This is a genomic window from Nocardiopsis sp. Huas11 (assembly GCF_003634495.1).
In the GTDB taxonomy this organism is placed as follows: domain Bacteria; phylum Actinomycetota; class Actinomycetes; order Streptosporangiales; family Streptosporangiaceae; genus Nocardiopsis.
Map to the genome: position 1 here is coordinate 7,170,535 of NZ_RBKY01000001.1, position 23,933 is coordinate 7,194,467.

Below are 23,933 nucleotides of genomic sequence, written 5' to 3' on the forward strand. Positions count from 1 at the left end.
GAACTTTCGAACCGCCCGGGTGACCGTCACAGAGGCCGACGTCCTGCCGCCGGCATGCGGATGCCGCCGGTCACCAAGGGGGAACCCACCTAGTTTGCCACATGTTCGCCGGCGTCCCGAACGTGCTCCTCGGCGAGGACCTCCCGGTCCCGCCGGTCCCACGCCTCGTCCGGCGTCGCCGCGACCAGGTCGGGGCGGTTGCGGGCGGTCTTGCGCAGGGCCTGGTCGCGCCGCCAGCGGTCGACGGCGCCGTGGTTGCCCGACAACAGCACCGGCGGCACCTCCTGGCCGCGCCAGGTCGCGGGCTTGGTGTACACCGGCCCCTCGACGAGGTGCTCCATACCACCGGAGGCGAACGAGTCCTGGACCGCGGACTCCTTGTTGCCCAGCACGCCCGGCAGCAGCCGGGTGATGGCCTCCACCATCACCAGGGTGGCCGACTCTCCCCCGTTGAGCACGTAGTCGCCGATGCTGACCTCCTCGACCGGCATGTGCCGGGCGGCGTCCGCCGCGACCCGCGAGTCGATGCCCTCGTAGCGTCCGCACCCGAAGACCAGCCGGGGCTCGGCGGCCAGGCGCTCGGCGTCGGCCTGCCGGAAGGGGCGACCGCTGGGGGTGGGCAGGATCAGCCGTGCGGGCTCCGTGCCCACGACCTCGTCGAGGGCCTCTCCCCACGGTTCGGGCTTCATCACCATGCCGGGGCCCCCGCCGTAGGGGGTGTCGTCCACGGTGTTGTGCCGGTCGTGCGTCCACGAGCGCAGGTCGTGGACGTGCACGTCGAGCCGTCCGGCCGCGCGTGCCTTGCCGATCAGCGACAGGTCCAGCGGCGCGAAGTAGTCGGGGAAGATGCTGATGATGTCGATGCGCACGGGGTAACCGTTCAGTCGGCTGTCTGCAGGTCGAGCAGACCGGGCGGGGGGTCGATGACGATGTGCCCCTGCGCGGTGTCGACCTCGGGGACCAGTGCGGCCACGAACGGCACCAGCACCTCGTCGCCCTCGGCGGTGGTCACGACCAGCAGGTCCTGGGCGTGGTGCAGGACGTCGTCGACGGTGCCGACCGCGTCACCGGAGGTCGTCCGCACCGCGAGGCCGATCAGTTCGTGGTCGTGGAACTCGTCGGGGTCGTCCAGGGGCGCGATGTCGGCGGAGTCCACGAGGAGCGCGGTGCCCCGCAGCGCCTCGGCGGCGTCCCGGTCGTCGATCCCCTCGAAGCGCACGAGCAGGCGGCCGCTGTGGCGCCGCGTGGACGTGATCCTCAACGGCCCGACGGAGGCCGGGTCGGTGTCCAGCGCCGCTCCGACGGTGAACCTGGCCGCCGGGTCGTCGGTGCGCACGTCGACGGCGACATCGCCTCGGATACCGTGCGCGCGGCCGATACGGCCCACCACGAGTCGCATGGGAGTTCCGTCCTTCTGTGAGATCCGCCCTCGGGCGGCGGGGTGCCGCCGGGGTCACCGGGTGCGGGACGCGGGTCGAGGCCCGCCGCCCGGGCCTTGGGAGGCAGTGTGCCCGGGGTCGCAGGCGACCCCGGGCACGGCTGTGGGGCGCCGACCTTCGCGGTCGACGCCCCGAGAGGCGCGTCAGCGCACTTCGTGCAGATCCAACAGGTCCACCCGGACGTACCGGCCGCCGGCGAGCGAGCCGATGACCGTCCTGAGCGCCTTGGCGGTACGGCCGTTGCGGCCGATCACCTTGCCCAGGTCGTCGGCGTGGACGCGGACCTCCAGGACTTTGCCCTTGCGGAGCCGCTTGGCTCTCACCTGGACGTCCTCGGAGTTCGCGACGATCCCCTTCACGAGGTGCTCAAGCGCCTCTTCCAGCACGTCAGGCCTCGCCCTCGGACTTCTTGGCCTCGGCGGCCTCGGCCGGCTTCTCAGCCGGCTTGTCCGCCTTCTTCTCGGTCTTCTTGGCCTTGGTGGCCTTCTCGGCGCCCGGGAGCACGAGCTCCTTCAGAGCGGCCTGGAAGGCGGCTTCCTTGGCCTCGGGGTCCTTCGGCTCGGCGACCTGGAGCGGAGCCGGAGCGGCGAGGCCCTTGAACTTCTGCCAGTCGCCGGTCTTGCGCAGGAGGACCTTGACCGCGTCAGAGGGCTGAGCGCCCACGGACAGCCAGTACTGGGCCCGCTCGGAGTCGACCTCGATGAGGCTCGGGTGCTCCTTGGGGTGGTACTTGCCGATCTCCTCGATCGCCTTGCCGTCCCGCTTGCTGCGGGCGTCGGCGACGATGATGCGGTACTGGGGCGTACGGATCTTGCCCATACGCTTGAGCTTCAGTTTGACAGCCACTGGAGTGGTCTTCTCCCGATGAACGGTATTCGGCGTCCGACGGTACACCGCGTGGGGTTGCGGGGACCTTCGAGACTGACGTGGGCGGCAGGCTAGTTAGAGGGCTGGCCCGCCACCGTTAGTCGACTACTCATTGTGCCAGACACCGGCGAGTTCCTCAGCCAGGACGACCGGCGTGTGCGGTCACGGTGAAACACGTCCGGCCCGCCCCCACACGGGGACGGGCCGGAAGGCCACCGATCGCGGGCCGCCGCGGGCCCCCAAGGGCCCGCCCACGCGCGCGAGGCGCCTACTTCTCGGGGAACTTGAAGTTCGACAGGTCCGGCATGTTGGGGCCGCCGAGACCGGGCGGGAGCTGCGACTGGCCGGCGCCGCCCAGGCCCGGGGGCAGCTGCGGCATCTGCTGGCCGCCCTCCTCCTGCCTGCGCCGGCGCTCCGCGGCGCGCTCGGCCTCCTGCTGGCGGGCCTTCAACGGGTTGCCGCTGCGCTGCTTGCCCTTCTTCACCTTCTTGGCCTGGGCCTTGGCCTTCTTCTTGTTGCCGCCGCCCATCCCGGGCATCCCCGGCATGCCGGGCATACCGCCGTTCTTCATCTTGCGCATCATCTTCTGCGCCTCGAAGAAGCGGGTGACCAGACCGTTGACGTCGCTGACCTGCGTGCCCGAACCGTTGGCGATGCGCAGCCGGCGCGAACCGTTGATCATCTTGGGGTTGGAGCGCTCGCCGGGGGTCATCGACCGGATGATCGCCTGGATGCGGTCCAGGTCCTTGTCGTCGATGTTGTCGATCTGGTCGCGCATCTGGCCCATGCCGGGCATCATGCCCAGCAGGTTCCCGATGGGGCCGAGCTTGCGGACCATCGACATCTGCTCGAGGAAGTCGTCGAGCGTGAAGTCGTCGTCCGAGGCCATGGTCGAGGCCATCTTCTCGACCTCGGCCTCGTCGAACGTGCGCTGGGCCTGTTCGATGAGCGTGAGGACGTCACCCATGTCCAGGATGCGCGAGGCCATCCGGTCCGGGTGGAAGAGGTCGAAGTCCTCGAGCTTCTCGCCCGTGGAGGCGAACATGATCGGACGCCCGGTGATGTGCCGGATGGAGAGCGCGGCACCACCGCGGGCGTCGCCGTCGAGCTTGGTGAGCGCGACCGCGTCGTAGCCCACCCCGTCGAGGAAGGCCTGGGCGGTGTTGACCGCGTCCTGGCCGATCATGGCGTCGACGACGAAGAGGATCTCGTCGGGCGAGACGGCGTCACGGATGTCCGCCGCCTGCTGCATCATCTCGGTGTCCACGCCGAGACGGCCGGCGGTGTCGATGATGACGACGTTGTGGTTGTTGCGCCGCGCGTGCTCCACGGACTCGCGCGCGACCGCGACGGGGTCGCCCACGCCGTTGCCGGGCTCGGGCGCGAACACCGGGGTCCCGGCGCGCTCACCGACCACCTGGAGCTGCGTGACGGCGTTCGGCCGCTGCAGGTCCGCGGCCACCAGCAGGGGCGTGTTGCGCTGGTCGCCGAGCCACTTGGCGAGCTTGCCCGCCAGGGTGGTCTTACCGGCGCCCTGCAGGCCCGCGAGCATGATCACGGTGGGCGGGTTCTTGGCGTACCGGACCTGGCGGGTCTCGCCACCGAGGATCTCGACCAGTTCCTCGTTGACGATCTTGATGACCTGCTGCGCCGGGTTCAGGGCCTTGGAGACCTCTTCGCCGCGGGCGCGCTCCTTGACCCGCGAGATGAACTCGCGGACCACCGGCAGCGCGACGTCCGCCTCCAGCAACGCGAGGCGAATCTCGCGAGCGGTCGCGTTGATGTCCTCCTCGGACAGCCGCCCCTTGCCGCGCAGCGAGGAGAAGACCGATGTCAACCGGTCGGAAAGCGTCTCGAACACGAGTTTGGCCAGTCCTTCGTCTCGGAATTGGTTTCCCAGCCTACCTCCCTCCCGTCGCCCACCAACGCCCGTGGAGCGCGCTACGCGCAGTGACCGGGCTACCACCCTCAACCGACGCCTCCGGCGCAGCCCCACTTTCCCGTCGCCCACCAACGCCCGTGGAGCGCGCTACGCGCAGTGACCGGGCTACCACCCTCAACCGACGCCTCCGGCGCAGCCCCACTTTCCCGTCGCCCACCAACGCCCGTAGAGGGCGCTACGCGCGGTGACCGGGCTACCACCCTCAACCGACGCCTCCGGCGCAGCCCCACTTTCCCGTCGCCCACCAACGCCCGTGGAGCGCGCTACGCACGGTGACCGGGCTACCACCCGAATCCCGCGCGAACCACCGCACACGACGGGACCCTCCCGCCGGGCCGCGCGGGGCGGCCGGGGAGAGGGTCCCGAAAGGTAGGCGGGTCGAGCCCTAGTCGCCCTCGGTCTCCTCGGCCGGGGTCTCGGAACCCTCCGTGCCCTCGGTCTCCTCCTCGGAGCCGCCGGACACGGTCGCGGCGCGCTGCTCGTCCAGGGCCGTCAGCATCTCCTCCTGCTGGCCGCTGGTGAGACCGCGCGTGGACAGCTGGGCGGACCCGTCGATCGTGTACGTCTCGTCGCCCACGCTGTCGTAGTTGGCGCTGCAGGACATCTCCAGCGTGCCGCCGGCCTCCAGGCCGCCGCTGTCGCTGCACTCCTGGTTGCCCAGCTCGTCGTTGCTGAAGGTGACCGCCATTTGCACGGTCACCGTGCCGCTGCTCGCGCCGCCCGCGTCGCGGACCGTGCCGGACCAGGTGCAGTTGGGGCCGGGCTCACAGTTCATCGCGGGCTGGCCGTCCCAGGCGACCTCGACCCGCGCGTCCCGGGAGCCGGTCAGCTCGTCCTCGGCCAGGGTGGTCAGGGTGTCGTAGACCTCCTCGGCGGCGGCCGTGTCGGCCTCCGCCAGGTCCAGGCGCACCTGCGGGCCGCGCTCGGCCTCCGGCGGCACCAGCTCCTCGATCGCGATGCGCTGGATCTGCCCGCTCTCGGCGTTGATCCACAGCTGGTTGCGCTCACCGGCGAGGTCGACGCGGTAGGTGAGGACGTCCTCGAGGTTCTCCTCGGTCGCCTCCTCCGAGTCGAGTTCCAGCCCGCCGAGGATCTCCGCCAGGACGGGCGGCGCGAGGGTGGCGGCCGGGTTGATCCCGGCCTGGCCGCCGGTGGCGCGCACCCAGTTCTCGTCGAAGTCGTCGAAGTCGGGGCCGAACACCCCCTGGTCGAGCCAGAAGTCCTCGGCGGCGCGGATGTACAGCTTGCCGTCCGCGCTGACCAGGTCGCCCTCGATGTCGTTGGCGCTCACCGTGCCGTTGGTGGCGCCGGAGTCGGTGACCGTCAGGGACGTGTCCCGGACGTCGCCGCCCACGCTCGCGGCCACCTGGCCGGAGGCGGTGAGCGCCGGGTACTCGGCCAGGTCGGCCAGGGCCTCCTCCAGGAGCGGCGCCGCGTCCACCGGTTCGGCGGCCTCGGGAGTGGGTTCCTCCTCGCCCCCGCCTCCGGGACGCAGGTCGTCCAGGATCGAGCATCCGGTCGCCGCGAGCGCGAGCGCGGCCCCCGCCGCGGCGAGCGCCCAACGCCCGGACCTGCGACCCCTGATGTGACTAACCGGCGCCATCATTCCTCCTGACCCCGACCTGTGGGGCACTGTAACGAGTCCGCGTGTGTGCAATGGGATGGGCGGCGGGGACGATCGAACCCCGGCCCTGCCGGCGTGAGACGCGGCCGTCCGGCCCGCGGTTCCGATCCGTCCGCGCCCGGCCGGGACGCGTTCCAGCGTCCGGCCGTCGGACCGCCGCGCGGGCCCGGTTCCGCGGCACAGGGCCGCGACCGTTCGGCTCCGCAGCCCCACCGCCCCGAAAGCGTATCCAACCCCGGCACAGACCACGGCCAACAACGCTCCATGAATCCACACAAACGGTGTGCCGCACGCGGCTCGCCCGCTCGCTCGCGGCCCGTCCCCGCCCGGTGTGGACTCTCGCACACGAACGAGACCGGCGGGGATCACTCCCCGCCGGTCTCTGGGTCACCTCACCGCGTCAGCGGCCAAAACCCCTGGCCTCGACGTTGAAGACTAGGCCTTGGCCTGCGATGAGGCCGTCTCCTCGCCCGGAGGCGTCGACGAGGAGACCGCTTCTGCCTCGAGCTCGTCCAGCTCGTCGAAGGCGTAAGCCGTTTCGGCGTGCAGCTCGTGGTCCAGGCCGTTGGTCTCGACCTCTTCCGGGATACGGAAGCCCATGATGAGGTCGATGATCTTGGCGATGATCCAGGTGGCGATGAAGGAGTAGATGATCGTGGCGACCACGGCGATCAGCTGGACGACCAGCAGCGAGACGCCGCCGCCGTCGAGCAGGCCGCTGGAGCCCGAGGTGATCTCGGCGGCCACGAGGCCGATCATCAGCGAACCGATGATGCCGCCGACCATGTGGATGCCGACGACGTCGAGCGCGTCGTCGAACTTGAACTTGAACTTCCAGCTGATGGCGTAGGCGCAGACCGCACCGGAGACCAGGCCGACGGCGATCGCGCCGATCGGGGTGACGTCCGCGGCGGCCGGGGTGATCGCGACCAGACCGGCGATGGCGCCGGAGGCGAAGCCGAGCGCGCTGGCCTTGCCGTAGCGCAGCTTCTCCACGATGATCCACGCGATGATCGCGGCGGCCGTGGCGACCTGGGTGTTGACCAGGGCGAGCGCGGCGGTGCCGTCGGCGGCGTAGGCGGAGCCGGCGTTGAAGCCGAACCAGCCGAACCACAGCAGGGCGGCGCCCAGCAGGACGAACGGTAGGTTGTGCGGGCGCATGGACTCCACGCCGAAGCCCTTGCGGCGGCCGAGCACGAAGGTCAGGGCCAGGGCCGCGGCACCGGCGTTGATGTGGACCGCGGTACCGCCGGCGAAGTCGACCACACCGGCGTCGCCGATGGTGATCATCTCGAACCAGCCGCCGCCCCAGACCCAGTGGGCCACGGGGAAGTAGACCAGGGTCGCCCAGACGGGAACGAAGACCAGCCAGGCGCCGAACTTGGCGCGGTCGGCGATGGCGCCGGAGATGAGCGCCACGGTGATGACGGCGAACATCATCTGGAAGCCGGCGTCGACCAGCAGCGGGTATCCGCCGCCGCCCTCGCCGTCGGAGGGCTCGATCTCACCGATGAGGCTGCTCAGACCGACGTAGTCGAAGCCGCCGATGAAGTGGTTGAGCGCACCGGGACCCTCGGCGTAGGTGAGCGAGTGGCCGATGGCGACCCACAGCACGCTGACGATCGCGATGCTCGCGAAACTCATGAGCATCATGTTCAGGACGCTCTTCGCCCGTGACATGCCTCCGTAGAAGAAGGCCAGTCCCGGGGTCATGAGCATCACCAGCGCGGCGCTCACCAGCAGCCACGTGGTGTTGCCAGAGTCAATCATGTCGTCGCCTCCGTAGTACGGACGGGGGATGGTCGTGCAGGGGCGGCGTCAGCGAGCGCGTCATCGGGCCGAGCGGAGCACCACGAAGGCCACTTTCTGAGCTGGGTGTTTCTCCATGGGAGCTGCCATGTTGCACCCGTGTAAAAGGACAGCCAGAAGTGTTAAGCCGCCATGAACGGAGGCCCCAGCACGTGCGAACACGCGTGCATGCGCACAGATCACCCCCTGCGCGACGAACAGGGAGAGAGCAAACCAGCACGCACCGTCAGATCTCACTCCGGTCACGGAGCCCGCGTCAGCAACCGCGCTCTCGTGTTGCGGTGGTGTGACGCACACATGAAGTGGGTCACACTCGCGCGGGCTCCGCGCCCGGAGCACCTACTCCGCGGGTCGCTCGCCGATCGCGTCGACCCAGCCGGACCAGACGTAGCTCACCCGCTCGGAGGGCAGCGGGTAGGCCAGGCCGTAGTCCTCGGCGTTCCCGTACTCGGGGCCCTCCTCCAGCAGGGTCGTGTCCCGGTACAGCAGTGAGCCGTCCTCGGCGTCGTACAGGTAGCGGTACTCCGACACGGACGCCTCGTCCGCCACCTCCAGGGAGAACAGCTCGCCCTCACGGCCCAGCGGGTCGGTGGCCGAGCCCACGTACTCGACTCCGCCGATCCCGGCGAGCACGTCCTGCACGGCCGCCTCCTCCGGCCCGGTGAGCGGCCGGGCCCCGTACAGGGCCCGCATCGCGTCGACCAGCCCGGACGGAGAGCCGTCGGCGGCGCCCTCGCCCAGGTCGGCGAGCACCTCCTCCATGCCCGCGGCCTCGGTGGGCAGCTCCTCGGGCCAGACCAGGGAGGGGTGGAGGGTCTCCTCGGTGGACGTGCTCCCCTGGTCGAGGAACCACGCGTGGTCGCCCTCCCGACCACCGCTCTCCAGGGGCGGGCGCGGGTGGGCGTCGTGGCGGTACTCGCCCCCGGGGGCCGTCCACTCGGCCCAGTCGTAGGGGACGTACCGGTACCCGTGGGTCTCGTCGGGGCCGTCGTCCCCGGCGTTGGCGGTGAGCCGGATCAGCTGCGTCCCGGAGGTGGAGACGAAGGCGACGCCGCCCTCGCCCGGGGCCGCCCCGCGGCCCCGGGTCACCTCGGCCAGGGCCAGCAGCCGGTCGGTGCCGTCGACCGGGTCGCCGCCGACGACCTCGATGGGCTCGGGCGGGGCGGCGTAGGCGGCAGGGATGCCGCCCGGTTCGTCGGCGGGCAGGAGCAGGCTCGCGGCTCCCACGGCCAGGGCCGCCGCGGCGGCTCCGGCGACCAGGACGGGAACGCGCTTGTGGAGGGGTCGGGTCACGGGGCTCTCCCGCAGTCGGGCGAGGGCGTGGGCGCGGGCCCGGCGGCGGGCTCCGGGGGCGGGCGCGGCGCCCGCGGCGGGGTCGGTGCCCTCCAGTGCGGTGCGCAGAGCGGTCAGGTCGTCCATGTCGCCTCCTTCGGCGGGCGGGCCCGTTCGGGTTCGGTCGTCCCGGTGTCGCGGGACAGGTGGGCCGTGAGCCTCTTGCGGGCGCGGTGCAGCCGGGCGCGGGCCGTGACGTGGGCGCACCCCACCACGGCGGCGGCCTGACGGCAGTCGAGCCCTTCCCAGGTCACGAGCATCACGAGTTCGCGCTCCAGCTCCGTCAGCCGGGACAGGGCCTCCAGGGCTCCGGAGCGCTCGATCACGCGGTCGGCGTCGTCGGCGTGGAACGCGGCGCCCGGCCGTCGGCCCAGGGATTGCGCGATCAGGCCCTGGCGCCGGTCGGCGCGCAGGTGGGCCAGCGTGATCCGGCGCGCGCAGGCGTACAGCCAGGGCAGTTCGCGTCCCGGGGGCACGCGCTCCCCGCGTCGCCAGGCCACGACGAAGGCCTCGGACGCGACGTCGTCGGCGTGGTCGGGGCCCACGCGGCGCCGCGCGTAGCGGTGGACGGCGTCGTAGTGCTCCTCGAACATGGCGTCGAAGTCTCTCTGGCCGGGGTCATCGTCCCCGGCCGTGCCACGTCTCATGGGCGTACCTCTCTTCCTCACACCTGCTCGTGTCGGCGGAAGGGGTGTGTGTGACGCGGCCGGTGCAATTCGCGGCGGACGTGCGCGCCCGGCCCGATCGGCCTCGTGCCCGCGCCTCGTGGGGGCCGCCTCCGGTCCCCGGCCCGGACACACGTGTGGCCGGGCACCCTCGCGGGTGTCCGGCCACACGTGCGGGGCGCTCGCGCGCCCCGGGGAGCCCTGTCGCGCCTCAGGAGCCGTTGAGGACGGCGTCCACGAAGACCTCGGGGTCGAAGGGGGCCAGGTCGTCGGGCCCCTCCCCCAGTCCGACGAGCTTGACCGGCACGCCCAGCTCGCGCTGGACCTGCACGATGATGCCGCCCTTGGCGGTGCCGTCGAGCTTGGTGAGCGCGATGCCGGTGACGTTGACGACCTCGCCGAACACGCGGGCCTGGCGCAGCCCGTTCTGGCCGGTGGTGGCGTCCAGGACCAACAGGACCTCGTCCACCCGGCACTTCTTCTCGACCACGCGCTTGACCTTGCCCAGCTCGTCCATGAGCCCGGTCTTGGTGTGCAGGCGCCCGGCCGTGTCGATGATGACGGTGTCTGCGCCGTCCTCGATCCCCCGCGCGACGGCGTCGAAGGCCACGCTGGCCGGGTCGGCGCCCTCCTCCTTGCGCACGACGGGCGCGCCCACGCGGCCGCCCCACGTCTGGAGCTGCTCGGTGGCGGCGGCGCGGAAGGTGTCGGCCGCGCCGAGCACCACGCTGCGGCCGTCGCCGACCAGGGCGCGCGCGAGCTTGCCGGTGGTGGTGGTCTTGCCGGTGCCGTTGACGCCCACGACCATGATCACCGCGGGCCGGTCGCCGTGCGGCTCGGTGCGCACGGTCCGGTCGGTGTCGGTGCCGATCTGCGCCAGGAGCTCCGCGCGCAGCAGCCCGCGCACCTCGTCGACGCCCCGGGTGCCGAGCACCTTGACCTTGGTGCGCAGGTTCTCGACGATCTGCGAGGCGGCGGTCACGCCGATGTCGGCGGTGATGAGGGTGTCCTCGATCTCCTCCCAGGCGTCCTCGTCCAGGGCGTCGGCGGAGAGCAGGTTGAGCAGGCCCTGGCCCAGCGAGCTCTGCGACCGGGCCAGGCGCGCGCGCAGGCGCACCATGCGCCCCGCGGACGGCGGCGGCGTCTCCAGCTCGGGTTCGGCGGGCGGGGCGGCCTCGGCCGGAGGGGCCGGGGCGGGCGGCGTGACGACCGCGCCCTCGGCCCGTTCGCGGTCCTCCTCCGGGGCGGCCGTCCCCGGCTTCCCGGTGACCTCGGGCTTGGTCTCCTCCTCGCCCCGCTCGACCGGACGTCGGGTCTTGACCAGGAAGAACCCGCCGACCGCCAGAAGCAGGACCAGGACGACGATGACTGAGGTTGCGAGCACGGTGATGTCCATAGCGCTCCCCAGTCTCCCAGAACGCGCGACGCGTTCGCGTCACGGGCGGGTGGCGTGCCGGGAACGAACCGGGGCGCGTGAGCGCTCAGGAACCAGGTGCGCGCGGGGCCCGCGGCTCACGTCGCGCGGTGGCGGGTGGTCCTCAGGATGAGCAGGAAGAACGGCGCGCCGAGGAAGGCGGTGACGACGCCGATGGGGAGTTCGGCGGGGGCGACCACGGTGCGGGCGACGATGTCCACCAGCACGAGGAAGGCGCCGCCGAAGAGCACGGTGACCGGCAGGATGGCCCGGTAGTTGGCGCCCACCAGGCGGCGGACCACGTGGGGGACGACGATGCCGACGAAGCCGATCAGCCCGCTCACCGCCACCGCGGCGGCCGTGGCCAGCGACGCGGCGCTGATCACGATGATCCGGACCACTCCGGGGTTCAGGCCGAGGCTGAGGGCCTTGTCGTCGCCCAGGGCGAGCATGTCGAGCAGGTGGCCGCAGGCCAGTAGGACGACGAGGCTCACCAGCGCGTAGGGCCACACCAAGCGCACGTCGTCCCAGCCGTCGCGGCCCAGGCCGCCCAGCAGCCAGGAGTAGACGCGCTGGAGCTGGTCGACCCCCATCTGCTGGACGAGGGTCTGCGCCGCGGACAGGAAGGACGACACGGCCACACCCGCCAGGACCAGCGACGCGGTCCCGCCGCCGCCCGCGGTGGAACCCAGGAGGTAGGCGGCGGCCACGCCCACCAGCGCGCCGACGAAGGCGGCGAAGGGGACGGCGGCGCGCGGGCTGTCGGTGAACTCCTGGCCGAAGACCATGACCAGGGTGGCGCCCAGTCCGGCGCCGGCGGCGGCGCCGAGCAGGAAGGGGTCGGCCAGGGCGTTGCGGAAGACGCCCTGGTAGGCGCCGCCCGCGGTGGCCAGCAGGGCGCCGACGATGGCGCCCATGACCACCCGGGGCAGGCGCAGCGCCACCAGCAGCGCCACCTGCCGTTCGTTGAGCGGGGACTCCACTCCGAACGGCAGGTGGCTGAGCAGGTGGCGGACGATGTCGGCCGCCGAGATGGAGGCCGCCCCCGCCGAGACGCCGAGGAGGCCGGAGGCGACCAGCAGGACCGCTCCGCCCACCAGCCAGCCGACGGGGAGGAGGTGGCGTGCCGAAGGCGCCGGCCGGGGGCGCCTCCCGCCCCCGCGCAGTGTCGGCCGGCCGCTCAGCAAGGCCGTGTTCCGTGGCGGGGCCGGTGTCCGGGGCACATGGCCTAGGCGCCCGCGTTCTCTCGCACGGCCTCGCCGACGAGCTCGGCGAACTCGACCACGCGCGGACCCCAGCGCGAGGAGATGTCGGCGTCGAGCAGGTACACCGCGTCGTCCTCGACGGCCGTGACCGTGTCGAAGGCGGGGCGCTCGCCCACCGAGGCCAGGGTCTCCTCGTCGCCGTAGGACAGGAAGATCAGGTCCGGGTTCTCGTCCACGACGTACTCCGGGGACAGCTGCGGGTAGCCGCTGTCGGCGCCGTCGGCCGCGTCGGCGATGTTCTCCAGCCCGAAGGCCTGGTAGATCTGGCCGACGAAGGTGCCGGAGGTCGCGGAGTAGAGGCTGTCGTCGAGCTCCTGGTAGAAGGTCAGGTCCACCTCGCCGACGTCCTCGCGCACGCTCTCGACCACCGCGTCGAACTCGGCCTGGACGCGCTCGGCCTCGGCGTCGGCGGACTCGGCGTTGCCGGTCGCCTCGCCGAGCATGCGCATCTGGGCGTAGGCGTCCTCCAGGGTGGCGGCGTCGTCCAGCACGACGACGGGCACGCCGACGTCCTCCAGCTGCGGGGCGGTGTCCTCGGAGGAGCGCGCGAGCAGGACCAGGTCGGGGTCGTACTCGACGATCGCCTCGACGTTGGGCGTGAAGCCGCTGAGGTCGGTCGTCGGTGCGTCCTCGGGGAAGTTCGAGTACTCGTCGGCCGCCTCGACCTGGTCCCCGGCTCCGATGGCGAAGAGCATCTCCGTCGCGGTGGGCGAGAGCGAGACGATCCGCTCGGGCTCGGCCTCGATGGTGACCTCGCCGAGGGCGTCGTCGACCGTGACGGGGAAGGCGCCGTCGGACTCCGCGTCGGTGTCGGTCTCGGACCCGGTGTCCGGGGAGCCGCAGGCGGTGAGCGCGAGGGTCAGGCCCAGGAGGGCGGCGGGCAGCAGGGTCGGTGCCCAGGCGCCGCGCCGGTGTCGGTGGCCCTGGACGAGGGATCGGGGATTCCGCACGGTGCTCCTTGGTGGGGCGGGGAAGGAGCGCGGTCCGGGCGGGGACGGCCTGTCCTTCCCACGAGGACGGGGACGTCGGTGCCGACGAGGCGACCTGGCTCGTCCCCGCGCGCGGCGGGGCTCCACAGTTGCGGGACAGCGCCGGGTTGGGCGGCCGTGGCCGCCGGACCGGACTTCGCTCGTTCGACACCGGTCGGGGCGTGGGAACACCCCGACCGTCCTACTCTACTCGGCACTCGGCCGCCCCTCGTCGGGCGCTCGCGACCGCCCCGACCTGCGGTTCCTCCGCGAAGGACGCGAACGGAGCGGGTCGGGCGCGCCGCTCCCGCGCCCCGCTCGGCGGCTTTTCCCCTGTCCCGGAAAAGGAGCCCTACTTTGCGTTTGTCTGTTTACGGACCCCATGGGAAACACCGGCCACAAAAGCCGATTTCTTCCGTCACGTGTCCGGATTGAGTCTTTATCAACATTGACACGGATATCGCACACAGCAATGATCTCGTTGCCGTGCGCGTCGAACAACCGAATTCGGACGACCCGCGTCGCATCCCCCGGCGGCCACCCTCGCCACCGGTGGGCTGCCCGCTCCCCCGGCGTCCGCGGCGCGCACCGAGAAGGGATGTGTTCACAAGGTGGTATCCCACCGCTCACGCCTGGCCTCCCTCGCCGGGCTGACACTTCTGGCGGGCCTGACCGCGGCCGCACCGGCCGGCGCCGACGACGACTCGGAGCTCGCGCCCCTCCATCCGGCCCCCTCCGCCGAAACCGGCGAACTCACTCACCAGGCCGAGAACCTGTGGTTCATCGAACTGGAAAGCCCTCCCGCGTCGGAGGGCACCTCCGCCTCCGAGGTCGAGGAGGAACAGGAGGAATTCCGCGCCGACGCCGACGAACAGGGCCTGGAGTACACCGAACGGCACGCCTTCGGAGAACTGTGGAACGGCCTCTCCGTGGAGATGGACGACACCCAGGTCGGCAACGCCCGGGAGGTCCCCGGAGTGAGCGCGATCTACCCCGTCATGCGCTACGAGCTCCCCGACACCGACGCCACCGTCCCCGACCTGGACACCGCGTTGGGGATGACGGGCGCCGACATCGGACAGAACGAACTCGGACTGACCGGTGAGGGCCTGCGCGTGGCCGTCATGGACACCGGGATCGACTACACCCACCCCGACCTCGGCGGCCCCGGCGCCTTCCCCACCGGCCGGGTGGTCGCCGGACACGACTTCGTCGGTGACGACTTCAACGCGGGCCACCCCGACACCAGCGTCCCCGCACCCGACGGCGACCCCCAGGACTGCAACGGTCACGGCACCCACGTGGCCGGGATCATCGGAGCCGAGGGCGAGGTCACGGGCGTGGCCCCGGACGTGGAGTTCGGCGCCTACAAGGTGTTCGGCTGCACCGGCTCCACCACCGCCGACATCATGATCGCCGCCATGGAGGCCGCGCTGGCCGACGACATGGACCTGCTCAACATGAGCGTGGGCTCGGCCCACTCCTGGCCGCAGTACCCGACCGCGACCGCCTCCGACAACCTCGTGGACGAGGGCATGGTCGTGGTCGCCTCCATCGGCAACGAGGGCGACACCGGGCTGTACTCGGCCGGAGCGCCCGGCCTGGGCGCCGACGTGATCGGCGTGGCCTCCTACGACAACACCCACGTCCAGGCGGCCTCCGTGGTCGCCGCGCCGAGCGGGGAGTCCCTCGCCTACATGGAGATGGGCGACGCCGCGCCGCCGCCCGCCTCCGGCACGACCGACTCACTCGTCCACGTCGGCCGGGGGTGCCTGTCCGCGGGCGACACCCTGGAGGGCGACCCGGAGGGCGCGACCGCGCTCATGGTCCGGGGCGAGTGCACGTTCGCCGAGAAGTACGACGCGGCCGTCGACGCCGGCGCCACGGGCGTGGTCATGTACAACAACGTGCCCGGCCTGTTCGCCGGCGGCGGCATCACCGACCGCGGCCCGTTCTCCGTCGGCGTCTCCGACGAGGCCGGAGCGCACCTGCTCGACCTCCTCGACTCCGGTGAGACCGTCACCCTCGACTGGTCCGACGAGTCCGTCTCCACCCCCAACCCGACCGGCGGCCTGATCAGCTCGTTCAGCTCCTACGGCATGTCCCCCGACCTGGACCTGAAGCCGGACATCGGCGCCCCGGGCGGTCTGATCAACTCCACCTACCCGATGGACCAGGGCGGCTACGCCACGATCAGCGGCACCTCGATGTCCTCCCCGCACGTGGCCGGCGGCGTCGCACTGCTCCTGCAGGCGCGCCCCGACCTGGCGGCGCACGACGTGCGCACCGTGCTCCAGAACAGCGCCGACCCGAAGAACTGGTGGGGCAACCCCGACCTCGGCCTGCTCGACAACGCCCACCGCCAGGGCGCGGGCATGCTCGACATCCCCGGCGCGGTCCTGGCCGGCACGACGGTCAGCCCCGGCAAGCTGTCGCTCGGCGCCACCGAGGGCGCCGTGAGCGAGACCCTCACCATCACCAACGACGGCGACGAGGAGGCCGTGTACACGCTGGACCACGAGGCCGCCCTGGGCACGCACGGCAGCACCTTCGCGCCCGAGTTCAACGCGGAGGCCGCGCAGGTGGCCTTCGACGCCGACTCGGTGACCGTTCCCGCGGGCGGCTCCGTCGAGGTCGAGGTCACCGTCACCCCGCCGGCCCGCGAGTACGAGCAGATGCTCTACGGCGGCTACCTGTCCGTCACCGAGGACGGCGGCGCGACCTACCGGGTCCCCTACGCCGCCTACAACGGCGACTACCAGGAGATCGAGGCCATGACCCCGATCACCGACGGCGACGGCAACGTCCACGAACTGCCGTGGCTGACCAAGATCACCGAGTGCGAGGTGTTCGAAGGACTGGAGTGCGCGGCCTCGAACGGCGGCACGTTCGCCGACCAGCCGGACGGCGCCACGTACACGATGGACTGGGTCGACGGCCTGCCCGACGTCCCCTACGTCATCGCCCACTTCGACCACCACGTCACCCGGCTGGAGATGGTGGTCGTGGACGAGCGCACCGGTCGGCCGGTGCACCCGCGCCGCAACATCGCGGTGGACGTCTCGCACGTCAACCGCAGCGCGACGTCGACGTCGTTCTTCTCCTACGTCTGGGACGGCACCGTGACCGACTCCCGCGGCCGGGTGAAGGACGTCCGTGACGGCGACTACCGGCTGGAGGCCCGCGCGCTCAAGGCGCTCGGCGACCCGGACGAGGCCGACGACTGGGAGAGCTGGACCTCCCCGGTCATCACCATCGCCCGCGGCTGACGCCCGTGCGGGGCCGCCCTCCCGGGAGGGCGGCCCCGCCGTGTGTCACTCGTCCTTGGACAGGTCCTGGACCCTGGTGCGTTCGGGCGTGAAGCGGACCAGTCGGCTCTCCTTGGCGTGGGACCGGAAGTCCTCGTGCCAGGCCGTCTCGTCATCACCCAGGTAGCGACGCAGCAGGCGTGTCATCAGCGCCCGGTCGAAGGAGACCACCTCGGCCGTGCCGCGCATGTTGACCTGGAGGAACTCCATGCGCTCCAGATCGCAGGTGTCCACCACCACCGAGACCCGCGGCTCGCGTTGCACGTGCTTGGCCACGACCGAGTAGGAGCCCGTGGGCCACCACAGGGCACCGCTCTCCCACAGGAACCAGACGGGTCTGACCGCGGGCGAGCCGGTGGTGCCGACCGTGGCCACTCTGGCGACCAGGGGGCGTTCCAGGAAGGCGTCGACGTCGAAGGGAGGGCTGGGCTGAGCATCGGGGATCGCACTCATGCCCTCCAGGGTAGGAGCGCGCGGGCCGCCCGGCGAGGGCGCCCTGGCGTCCTCAGACCGTGCGCTCGATCTTCTGGCTGATCACGTGGGAGATGCCGTCGCCCTGCATCGTGACGCCGTAGAGCGCGTCGGCCGCCTCCATGGTGCGCTTCTGGTGGGTGATGACGATCAGCTGCGAGGAGGCGCGCAGCTCCTCGAAGATCACCAGCAGCCGCTGGAGGTTGGTGTCGTCCAGCGCGGCCTCGACCTCGTCCATCACGTAGAACGGCGAGGGCCGGGCCTTGAAGATGGCCGCGAGGAAGGCCACCGCCGTCAGCGAGCGCTCCCCGCCGGAGAGCAGCGACAGGCGCTTGACCTTCTTGCCGGGCGGGCGGGCCTCCACCTCGATGCCCGTGGTCAGCATGGCCTCGGGGTCGGTCAGCAGCAGCCGCCCCTCGCCGCCGGGGAAGAGCCGCCCGAAGATCGCCGCGAACTCGCGCTCCACGTCCAGATAGGCCGCGGAGAAGACCTCTTGGACCCGGGCGTCCACCTCCTGGACGATGTCCATGAGGTCGCGGCGGGTCTTCTTCAGGTCCTCCAGCTGCGCGTTGAGGAACGCGTGCCGCTCCTCCAGCGCCGCGAACTCCTCCAGGGCGAGCGGGTTGATCTTGCCCAGCTGGTTGAGCTGGCGTTCGGCGGCCTTGGCCCGCTTGACCTGTACCTCGCGCACGTAGGGCACCGGAACGGCGTCCTCTCCGGCGTCGATCGGCGGCGGGACCGCGTGCGCGGGCCCGTACTCGGCCACCAGGGTGGGCACGTCCACGCCCAGCTCCTCCATGGCCTTGGTCTCCAGCTGCTCCAGGCGCAGGCGCCGCTCGGCCCGGGCCACCTCGCCGCTGTGCGCGGAGCTGGTCAACTTCTCCAGCTCCACCGACATCTCCCGCACCCGGGCGCGCACGGTGCGCAGTTCCGCGTCGAGGGCCTCCTTGCGCGCCTCCGCGGCGGCCCGCTCGGCCTCGGCGGCGGCCAGCGACACGGCGATGCGCTCCAGGGCCAGTCGGGCGCTCTCCGCGACGGCCTCGGCGATGGTGGCCTGCGCGGCGCGCGTCCGGCGCCGCTCGACGGCGCGCTCCATCGCACGGCGCTCCTCGAAGGCCTGGGCCCGCAGCGCCTCGGCGCGGCCCGCGATGGACCGCGCGCGCTCCTCCGCGGTGCGCACGGCCAGCCGGCGCTCCATCTCGGTGGCCCGGGCCCGGGAGGCCTGCGCGGCGAGTTCGTCGCGGGTCTCGGGGTCGGGCGCGTCCTCCTCGATGGAGGCGGCCATCTCCTCGGCCTCGGCGAGCTCCTCCTCCAACCGGGCCAGCTTCTCGGCGTCCTCGCCCTTGGCCGCGGCCGCCTTGGCCGCCGCGGCCGCGTAGCGCTCGGACTCGGCCTCGGCGGACCTGGCCTGGCCGCCCAGCTTGCCCAGCCGCTGGGCGGACTCGTTGCGCTTGCGGTCGCTCTGGCGGCGGCGGGCGGTGATCTCCTCCGCGGTCGCCGCCATCTCGGCGCGCTCGTGCTTGAGGGCCTCCAGTTCGACGGCGATCCGCTTGGCCGTCCCGGTGGCCTCCTCCAGCCGTTCCCCGGCCTCGTCGACGGCCGCCTGGACCTCCAGCAGGCTGGGTGCGGCGGCCGATCCGCCGTAGACCAGGGCGGACCCGAACACGTCCCCCTCGGCGGTGACCGCCCGCAGCTCGGCCCGGGCCGCGACGACGTCGCGGGCGGCCGGAGCGTCGGCCACGAGCACGATCCCCTCCAGCAGCGCGGTGACGGCGCCCCGCAGGTGCTCGGGCGCGGTGACCGCGTCGACCGCGTACCGCGCCCCCGCGGGCGGCTCCGGCCAGGAGGCGCGGGGCCGACCGGGCTCGGCTCCCGCCACGACCACGCCCGCGCGGCCGGCGTCCCGCTCGCGCAGGAGCTCCAGCGCGGCCAGCGCGGTGCCGGGCGCCTCCACGGCCACGGCGCCCGCGGCCACGCCGAAGGCCGCGGCCACCGCCGTCTCGTGGCCGGGGTCGACCTGGACGAGTGCGGCGAGCCCGCCCAGGGTCCCCGGCAGGTCGGCGTCCAGGAGGGTGCCCGCGCCGTCCTTGCGCGCCAGGCCTAGTTCCAGGGCCTCCTTGCGGGCGGCCAGGGCGGCGCGATCGCCCTCGGCGGTGCGCTCGGCGTCGCGCAGCTGGTTGAGCTCGGCGTCCAGGGCGGAGAGCCGGCGGGTGGCGCGTTCGAGGTCGGAGTCGAGCTCGGCGTCGCCCTCGTCGAGTCCGGCGGACTCCTCGGCGGCCATCTCGTACTCCGTCTGGGCCTCGGCGGCGCGTTCGGCGGCCTGCCGGGCGGCCTCCTCCAGCCGGGCGATCTCCGCCGCGCCGGAGGCCATCCGGCCGCGCAGGCTCTCCACCCGCGCGCTGAGCCGGACCAGTGCCTCACGGCGGTCGGCGGCGGCCCGGCCGGCCGCCTCCAGCCGCTTCTCCTCGCGGTAGAGGGCGTCCTCGGCCGCGGCGCGCTCGGTGACGGTGGTCTCCAGGGCCTCGCGGGCCTCCTCCAGCCGGGCGAGCAGCTCCTCCTCCTGGGCGGCGGCCTCCTCGGCCTCCATCTCCAGTTCCTCGGGGTCGCGCCGGTGCACGGGGTCCTCGGCCACGGCCGCGAGGTTGCGGTGCCGCTCGTTGGCCAGACCGCGCACGGCGTCCAGGCGCTCGGTCAGGCGCGAGAGCGCGTGGTAGGTCTCCGTGGCACGCGCCAGCTCCGGTGCGGCCTCGCCGGACTGGGCCTCCAGGGCGGTCTCGCGTTCCTGGGCCTGGGCGAGGGCGGCCTCGGCGGCCCCGCGGCGGGCGAGGACGTCCTTCTCGTCGGCCTCCTCCTTGGCGAGCTGGTCGGTGAGGGTGACGATGTCGTCGGCCAGCAGCCGCAGGCGGGCGTCGCGCAGGTCGGCCTGGATGACGGCGGCGCGACGGGCGAGCTCGGCCTGGCGGCCCAGGGGCTTGAGCTGCCGGCGCAGTTCCGCGGTGAGGTCGGTGACGCGGTCCAGGTTGCCCTGCATCGCGTTGAGCTTGCGGATCGCCTTCTCTTTGCGCTTGCGGTGCTTGAGGATGCCCGCGGCCTCCTCGATGAGGGCGCGGCGCTCCTCGGGGCCCGCGTGCAGCACGGTGTCGAGCTGGCCCTGGCCGACGATGACGTGCATCTCACGGCCGATGCCGGAGTCGCTCAGCAGGTCCTGGATGTCCAGCAGCCGGCAGGTGTCGCCGTTGATCGCGTACTCCGAGCCGCCGTTGCGGAACATCGTCCGCTTGATGGTGACCTCGGTGTAGGCGATCGGCAGGGCGCCGTCGGTGTTGTCGATCGTGAGGCTGACCTCGGCGCGTCCCAGCGCCTGGCGGGTGGAGGTACCCGCGAAGATCACGTCCTCCATCTTGCCGCCGCGCAGGGACTTGGCGCCCTGCTCGCCCATCACCCAGGACAGGGCGTCGACGACGTTGGACTTGCCGGAGCCGTTGGGACCCACCACACAGGTGATCCCCGGCTCAAGGCGCAGGGTGGTGGCCGACGCGAACGACTTGAAGCCGCGCAGCGTCAGAGTCTTCAGATACACCCGCACCTCCCACGATGGTCACCTCGGATACACAGGGCGACCATCCAAGGGTGCCACGAAGCCACGACCGGCGACGTCGATACCGAGCCGAAGGCGTCGTGAAGGGGGTGCTCCGCGCGCGGGCGTCGACGGAGGAAGAGAGAAGGGGGATGTCCGGCGGACACAGAGGGTTGCGCCACGGACCGCCGGGTACAACGTCAAAAGAAACCGCAAACGAAAGGACAAATCTGCGGCGAGATGTCGCGGTCACAACGACCGCGCGTGATGGAAAGGTGTGCGGCGTCGGTGAGGACCCCACCAGGGACGCCAGGTGTGCGTTCGGCGTCCCCGTTTAGGATCGTCACGTCGTCAGGATGTCCGGACCACGATCCGGCACGGTCGACGCTGGGTCAGGCGAGCGCGGGCTCGCGGTCGGTCGCGCTGGTGGCGACGTCGGTGACGGCCATGCTGAGCTGGTCGTTGCGTGCCTGAAGACGGCTGATCTCGTCCTCAAGGTCGCGTACTCGCTTCTGAAGCCGCCGCATCTCCTGGACCATCCGAGGGTCGGAGCCGCCGACGTGGCCAAACAGAGCCTTCGCCATGATGTGGGTCCTCCACGCTGAGTGACCAGATCTGATCCGCGCACGCCGTCCCCCGCGTGATGCACTCGGCGTTGCCTGTGACGCGGTGAAAGAATGCGCGGTGTGCCTTCCAGAGTCTCACCCTGTGCGGCGCTGGTCAAGATTGAATTACAACTGTCCGTAACTGCCACGCTCCATGCCGAAAGAACCTGGGCAGGCTGTGTGGCACGGTTCGATGGTTTCCACCCCCGGCGACCGCCGGTGTCCCGCAGACGCGAGCGTGGACCCACTCCGCACTGATCCGTAGAACCATCTCGGCCCCGATCGGCGCGCGGTGTGGACGAACCGCGTTACCCCACAAGCATACTCACCGTTCCACGAAACCGGTGAACGTCCCCCCAGACTGAGCCCAACGTTCGACCACAGAGTCCACACGTCCGGGTGTCCGGCCGCTTCTCAGGTGCTCCAGAAGGCGTTCGCAGTCGCTTCGGCCGCCCTCGGCGACCACCTCGACACGGCCGTCCCGGAGGTTCGTCGCCGCGCCGCTCAGTCCCAGTTCCAGCGCCTTGGACCGCGTCCACCAGCGAAAACCCACGCCCTGGACGTGTCCGCGCACCCACGCGGTCAGCCGAACCGCCTCGGCTTCGTCTCCCACGGCCCGTTCACTCCCTTACCTCACGGAGACACTTTCCTCACCGACACGCCAGACTCGCCTATGAATGCCCTCCGAAGCCCTTCCGAGGCCCCCGACGGCCGCCGCGCGGCGCGGCGGGCGCGGCCCGGCACACGCCCGCGGCCCTACCTCTTCTGGCAGCGCGGGCAGCTGAACGAGGACCGGTTCATGAACGCCTCGCGGACGATCAGCGTGCCGCACCGTCCGCAGGGCCGGTCGCGCCGCCCGTAGGCGTTGAGCCCGCGCTCGAAGTAGCCGCTCTCCCCGTTGACGTTCACGTAGAGGCCGTCGAACGTGGTGCCGCCCACCGCCAGGGCCTCGGTCATCACATCGGTGACGTGGCCCAGCAGCTCCCCGGCCCGCGTGTCGGAAAGCTCACGGGTGGAGTGCGCCCAGTGCAGTCGGGCACGCCACAGCGCCTCGTCGGCGTAGATGTTGCCCACGCCGCTGACCAGCGTCTGGTCGAGCAGGGCGCGCTTGACCTCGGTGCGCCGTGCCCGCAGAGCGCGCACGCACGCCCCCGCGTCGAACTCGGCGTCCAGCGGGTCCAGGGCGATGTGGTCGACCGACCTCGGCACGCCCGCCCGCTCCCCCGGCAGGTCCACCAGCAGGTGGCCGAAGGTGCGCTGGTCCACGAAGCGCAGTTCCTGCCCGTCCGACAGCGGCAGGCGCACCCGCAGGTGCTTCTCGTCCGGCTTGCCGGCGGGCTGGACGAGGATCTGACCGCTCATGCCCAGGTGGGCCAGCAGCATCTCGCCGCTGTCCAGCTCCAGCCACAGGTACTTGCCCCGGCGGCGGGCGGCCACGGGCACGCGTCCGGCCAGCCGGGCGGCGAAGTCCGCGGCGCCCGGCACGTGGCGGCGGACGGAGCGGGGGTGCAGCACCTCGACCGCGCCCACGGTCCGGCCCAGCCCGTGCTGTGCCAGACCCGCGCGGACGACCTCGACCTCGGGAAGTTCGGGCACTGCGCTCAGCCCTGTCCGTCGCCGGAGTCGCCCTCGGCGGCCTGGGCCGCCTCGGAGCGGGCCTTGATCGCCTTCCAGGCGGACTCGGCGGCCTGCTGCTCGGCTTCCTTCTTGCTGCGGCCCTCACCCAGCCCGTAGCTCTCGCCGGCCACGTGCACCTTCGCGCGGAAGGTCTTCTGGTGGTCGGGACCGCTCTCGTCCACGTGGTACTCCGGCACGCCCAGCATCTGCGCGGCGGTGAGCTCCTGGAGGGAGGTCTTCCAGTCCAGGCCCGCGCCGAGCCCGGAGGCCGTGGCGATCAGCGGGTCGAAGAGGCGGTGCACGAACTCCGAGGCCACGTCGAGGCCGCGGTCGAGGTAGACCGCGCCGATGATGGCCTCCAGGGTGTCGGCGAGGATCGAGGACTTGTCGCGGCCCCCGGTGCCCTCCTCACCGCGGCCGAGCCGGATGTAGGCGCCGATGCCCAGGCCGCGGGAGACGTCGGCCAGGGCGCGCATGTTGACCACCGCGGCGCGCAGCTTGGCCAGCTGGCCCTCGGGCAGGTCGGGGTGCTTGCGGAAGAGGGTGTCGGTCACCACCAGGCCGAGCACGGAGTCCCCGAGGAACTCCAGGCGCTCGTTGGTGGGCAGACCGCCCTTCTCGTAGGCGTAGGAACGGTGCGTCAGGGCACGGAGCAGGATCTTGGAGTCGACCTCGACCCCGATCGCCTTGTGGAACGCCCTGGCCTCGGAGACGGAGAGTTGGCTGGCCACGCGACTTCACTTCCCTGTTGTGCGCGCCGGGGGTCGGCGCTCGTACTGGCGTCGGGTACGGGCGGGTGGGCCCCGACCAGGGTGCTCGAACACGAGGTGACCGTCGCGGGAGCGCAACTCCCCCGGCAGCCACCACGAACTCGGGAACCCGGATGGTCCGGACCACCGGTGCTACCTCGGTTCTCGTTCTGTAGTGCCCACTGTATTGCCCGCGACACTGGGCAATGCCTCACTCTACAAAGCCCGGCCGACACGCCCCAGGGCCTGACAACACCTCGGGGCGGACCCGAAGAGGGTCC

General features: G+C 71.9%; 19 protein-coding genes. 1 reads left to right on the forward strand and 18 read right to left on the reverse strand.

Translation table 11 applies throughout. The features are described from left to right. Positions 1–89: 89 nt before the first annotated feature. The 12 genes from trmD to DFP74_RS32095 all read right to left on the reverse strand — a co-directional run bounded on the left by trmD (position 90) and on the right by DFP74_RS32095 (position 13,220). Positions 90–869 (reverse strand): tRNA (guanosine(37)-N1)-methyltransferase TrmD, encoded by a 780-nt coding sequence (gene trmD, locus DFP74_RS32040; protein ID WP_121187659.1) that lies wholly within the window; start codon positions 867–869, stop codon positions 90–92. Between the two features lie 11 nt (positions 870–880). Beyond that, on the reverse strand, positions 881–1,399 hold the full coding sequence (gene rimM / locus DFP74_RS32045) for a ribosome maturation factor RimM (protein ID WP_121187661.1): 519 nt from the start codon (positions 1,397–1,399) through the stop codon (positions 881–883). Between the two features lie 183 nt (positions 1,400–1,582). After that, on the reverse strand, positions 1,583–1,825 hold the full coding sequence (locus DFP74_RS32050; protein ID WP_053616035.1) for an RNA-binding protein: 243 nt from the start codon (positions 1,823–1,825) through the stop codon (positions 1,583–1,585). Position 1,826: 1 nt separating this feature from the next. Continuing rightward, positions 1,827–2,285: a 30S ribosomal protein S16 gene (gene rpsP, locus DFP74_RS32055; RefSeq protein ID WP_121187663.1), complete on the reverse strand. Its 459-nt coding sequence runs from the start codon at positions 2,283–2,285 to the stop codon at positions 1,827–1,829. Between the two features lie 289 nt (positions 2,286–2,574). After that, positions 2,575–4,167, reverse strand: coding sequence for a signal recognition particle protein (gene ffh, locus DFP74_RS32060; protein WP_121187665.1), 1,593 nt, complete (start codon positions 4,165–4,167; stop codon positions 2,575–2,577). Between the two features lie 466 nt (positions 4,168–4,633). Next, positions 4,634–5,851, reverse strand: a complete 1,218-nt coding sequence (locus DFP74_RS32065; RefSeq protein ID WP_121187667.1) for a hypothetical protein — start codon at positions 5,849–5,851, stop codon at positions 4,634–4,636. A 456-nt stretch (positions 5,852–6,307) separates the two neighbouring features. Further along, positions 6,308–7,642, reverse strand: a complete 1,335-nt coding sequence (locus DFP74_RS32070) for an ammonium transporter (RefSeq protein ID WP_121187669.1) — start codon at positions 7,640–7,642, stop codon at positions 6,308–6,310. Between the two features lie 378 nt (positions 7,643–8,020). Further along, positions 8,021–9,100, reverse strand: a complete 1,080-nt coding sequence (locus tag DFP74_RS32075) for a CU044_5270 family protein (protein WP_121187671.1) — start codon at positions 9,098–9,100, stop codon at positions 8,021–8,023. After that, complete coding sequence (locus tag DFP74_RS32080; protein WP_121187673.1) at positions 9,088–9,660, reverse strand: RNA polymerase sigma factor; 573 nt, start codon at positions 9,658–9,660, stop codon at positions 9,088–9,090. The genes DFP74_RS32075 and DFP74_RS32080 overlap by 13 nt, the downstream gene beginning before the upstream one ends. Positions 9,661–9,889: 229 nt before the next feature. Beyond that, positions 9,890–11,074, reverse strand: a complete 1,185-nt coding sequence (gene ftsY / locus DFP74_RS32085) for a signal recognition particle-docking protein FtsY (protein ID WP_121187675.1) — start codon at positions 11,072–11,074, stop codon at positions 9,890–9,892. Between the two features lie 116 nt (positions 11,075–11,190). Continuing rightward, positions 11,191–12,192, reverse strand: coding sequence for an iron ABC transporter permease (locus tag DFP74_RS32090; protein WP_199725981.1), 1,002 nt, complete (start codon positions 12,190–12,192; stop codon positions 11,191–11,193). A gap of 128 nt (positions 12,193–12,320) precedes the next feature. After that, complete coding sequence (locus DFP74_RS32095; RefSeq protein ID WP_370013531.1) at positions 12,321–13,220, reverse strand: ABC transporter substrate-binding protein; 900 nt, start codon at positions 13,218–13,220, stop codon at positions 12,321–12,323. A gap of 716 nt (positions 13,221–13,936) precedes the next feature. Between DFP74_RS32095 and DFP74_RS32100 the strand changes: the two genes are divergently transcribed. Then, the gene (locus DFP74_RS32100) at positions 13,937–16,594 is read left to right on the forward strand and encodes a S8 family serine peptidase (protein ID WP_121187677.1); all 2,658 of its coding nucleotides are present in this window, start codon (positions 13,937–13,939) and stop codon (positions 16,592–16,594) included. Between the two features lie 45 nt (positions 16,595–16,639). Here the strand turns inward: DFP74_RS32100 and DFP74_RS32105 are convergent, their stop codons facing one another. From DFP74_RS32105 to rnc, 6 genes are all read right to left on the reverse strand, one after another. Next, positions 16,640–17,086, reverse strand: a complete 447-nt coding sequence (locus tag DFP74_RS32105) for a pyridoxamine 5'-phosphate oxidase family protein (protein ID WP_121187679.1) — start codon at positions 17,084–17,086, stop codon at positions 16,640–16,642. Between the two features lie 52 nt (positions 17,087–17,138). Further along, positions 17,139–20,684, reverse strand: a complete 3,546-nt coding sequence (smc, locus tag DFP74_RS32110) for a chromosome segregation protein SMC (RefSeq protein WP_121187681.1) — start codon at positions 20,682–20,684, stop codon at positions 17,139–17,141. A 389-nt stretch (positions 20,685–21,073) separates the two neighbouring features. Next, complete coding sequence (locus DFP74_RS32115; protein ID WP_121187683.1) at positions 21,074–21,265, reverse strand: hypothetical protein; 192 nt, start codon at positions 21,263–21,265, stop codon at positions 21,074–21,076. A 346-nt stretch (positions 21,266–21,611) separates the two neighbouring features. Further along, positions 21,612–21,899: an acylphosphatase gene (locus tag DFP74_RS32120; RefSeq protein ID WP_121187685.1), complete on the reverse strand. Its 288-nt coding sequence runs from the start codon at positions 21,897–21,899 to the stop codon at positions 21,612–21,614. Positions 21,900–22,042: 143 nt separating this feature from the next. Then, a complete protein-coding gene (mutM, locus tag DFP74_RS32125) occupies positions 22,043–22,882 on the reverse strand; it encodes a bifunctional DNA-formamidopyrimidine glycosylase/DNA-(apurinic or apyrimidinic site) lyase (RefSeq protein ID WP_121187687.1) in 840 nt (279 codons plus the stop codon). 5 nt (positions 22,883–22,887) lie between these two features. Further along, positions 22,888–23,634 (reverse strand): ribonuclease III, encoded by a 747-nt coding sequence (rnc, locus tag DFP74_RS32130; RefSeq protein WP_121187689.1) that lies wholly within the window; start codon positions 23,632–23,634, stop codon positions 22,888–22,890. Between the last annotated feature and the right edge of the window lie 299 nt (positions 23,635–23,933).